Raw genomic sequence first — 2,267 nt, 5'->3', positions numbered from 1 at the left:
TCATTCAAAACAGACAACTTTTTTATATCGAACTCACGTTAATTATTAATTCATTTAAAAAATTTAAGAAATTATGGCTGGTAAAACAGGAACAATAGTAGCTGTGCTTGCGGGTGCGGCAATTGGTGCAGCATTGGGGATATTATTTGCCCCGGATCAGGGAACCAATACAAGGAGAAAGATTAAGGAAGGTTACGGCACAAAAAAAGACGAGCTTAAGGACAAACTAAACGAGATCACCGAAAGCCTTAAAGGTAAATTTGGCGGCGCAAAGCAGGATCTTGAATCTACGCTTGATAATCTTGTAACCAACGTAGAAAATAAAAAAGATGAAATAATTGATGCCCTTGAGCGCAAGCTTGAAGAGCTGAAAAGCAACCGTGGCGCAGGTGGGGCTAAAACTGCCTCAGCCGGTGCAGCCGGTGCAGGAAATGGCAACGCAGATACCGGCAACTTATAATAAGCGCATTATATGGCATTTGAAGAAGTAAAAGAGAATGTTGAGGACCTGCGCAGGCAGGCCAAAGAGCTTCTTGATGCTAACATCAGGTATTATAAGCTATATATTTTCAGGAAAATAAACCGTGCGGCCAGCAAAGCTTTTACTGCCTTATTTTTAGGCATAATGGTTGTTTTTGTCCTTATATTCTTTTCTATTGCCCTGGCTATTGCTATAGGCAACGCTATTAATGACCTTGCGTCAGGTTTTCTTATTGTGGGAGGGCTCTATATTGTAGTTACCGTAATAATGTACTATACAATTGGCAAATACCTTGAAAAGCGCATTCTTGAAAAGCTTTCGCGTAAATTTTTTAAACATGATGAGCAATGAAAATATACCGCTCTTACCAGGAAGTTGATAAAGAACTTGAAATACTGAAAGTAGAAAAGGAGCTTGCTTACCAGAAGTTTTTAAGGGAGCTTGACGAAACAAAGGAAAGCCTTGAGTTTAGGAACATAATAGGCGACACACCTAAAAAAGCCATAAACATACTCAAGATGCTCTCCGGGCCTATAAAAAGTGCAGCGTTAACCTATTTATTCAGGAAAATATTTTAAAGAAAAACGGCTGTCTCAAAAGTGCTTTAACAGGCACTTTTGTCATTCTGGTGAAGGAAGAATCTTTAATTAACCCAGATTCTTCACTTTATTGCATTACGTTCAGAATGACAATTTGAGACAGCCGTTTTATTTATTCTGTAGCTTCAGGTTTTTCTTCATTTCCTGTTTCGGGTTTTCTTTCATTCCTCCTGGGCTGTTTTTCGTTGCCACGCTTAATGGCCTCACCTACCTGGTTAGAAGCCGTGAATGATGCCACCATATTGTTCAGCATATCGCTGCCTGCCTGGGGCGAATTGGGCAGGAGGATAAGGTTCGAGTTGGTATCGCTGCCTATTGACTGCAGCGTATCATAATGCTGGGTTACCACAATGAGCGCCGAGGCTTCCTGGCTGTTAATACCTACTTTATTGAGCACATCTACGCTTTCAACAAGCCCGCGTGCAATTTCCCGCCTCTGGTCGGCTATACCCTGTCCCTGCAGCCTTTTACTCTCAGCTTCGGCCTTGGCTTTGGCCACTATGCGTATGCGTTGCGCCTCGGCTTCATACTCGGCGGCTGATTTTTCACGATCAGCAGCATTAATACGGTTCATGGCATGTTTTACCTGCGGGTCAGGGTCAATATCGGTAATAAGCGTATTGATAATGTCATAACCATAAGTGGCCATGGCATCATTAAGTTCCCTTTTTACCGCAATGGCAATATCATCCTTTCGTTCAAATACATCATCAAGCTTCAGTTTAGGCACTTCGGCGCGCACTACATCAAACACATAGGATGTTATCTGGTCATGCGGGTATTCCAGTTTATAAAAAGCATCAAATACCTTGTCCTGTATTACTTTGAACTGCACGGATACCTTCATTTTCACAAAAACGTTCTCTTTGGTCTTGGTTTCAATGATAACGTCCAGCTGCTGTATGCGCAGGTTTACCCTCCCGGCAATGCGGTCTATCAGTGGTATTTTTAAGTGAAGCCCCGCCTGCCTTATACTATGAAATTTACCAAAACGTTCAATGATTACAGCAGTTTGCTGCTTAACAGTAAAGAACGATGATAGAAAAATTAATAGGGCGATAACACCCAAAACATACACAGAAATATTTTCCATTTTTGACTGATTTAGAATTTTATGTTAAGGTATGACAATTTCAGCTGATAAAAAAGAAGCCGTCTCAATACTTAAATTTTGAGACGGTTTTTTA

General features: G+C 41.0%; 4 protein-coding genes. 3 read left to right on the top strand and 1 reads right to left on the bottom strand.

Annotated features, from left to right (window positions below):
- The first annotated feature begins 73 nt into the window (after positions 1 to 73).
- From CHU92_RS00640 to CHU92_RS00630, 3 genes are read left to right on the top strand one after another with little or no spacing between them, the layout of a single operon-like run.
- Positions 74 to 460, top strand: coding sequence for a YtxH domain-containing protein (locus CHU92_RS00640; protein ID WP_094411576.1), 387 nt, complete (start codon positions 74 to 76; stop codon positions 458 to 460).
- A gap of 12 nt (positions 461 to 472) precedes the next feature.
- Complete coding sequence (locus CHU92_RS00635; protein ID WP_094411574.1) at positions 473 to 832, top strand: phage holin family protein; 360 nt, start codon at positions 473 to 475, stop codon at positions 830 to 832.
- On the top strand, positions 829 to 1,059 hold the full coding sequence (locus CHU92_RS00630; RefSeq protein WP_094411572.1) for a DUF6327 family protein: 231 nt from the start codon (positions 829 to 831) through the stop codon (positions 1,057 to 1,059). Before CHU92_RS00635 ends, CHU92_RS00630 begins: the two co-directional genes overlap by 4 nt.
- Positions 1,060 to 1,192: 133 nt before the next feature.
- Here CHU92_RS00630 and CHU92_RS00625 read toward each other — a convergent pair whose 3' ends face one another.
- Positions 1,193 to 2,173, bottom strand: a complete 981-nt coding sequence (locus CHU92_RS00625; protein WP_094411570.1) for an SPFH domain-containing protein — start codon at positions 2,171 to 2,173, stop codon at positions 1,193 to 1,195.
- Between the last annotated feature and the right edge of the window lie 94 nt (positions 2,174 to 2,267).

The sequence above is a fragment of the Flavobacterium cyanobacteriorum genome, assembly GCF_002251835.1.
GTDB classification, from domain to species: Bacteria; Bacteroidota; Bacteroidia; order Flavobacteriales; family Flavobacteriaceae; genus Flavobacterium; species Flavobacterium cyanobacteriorum.
Note: the sequence above shows the minus strand (reverse complement) of the source record. Positions and strands in the feature narration are given on the sequence as shown.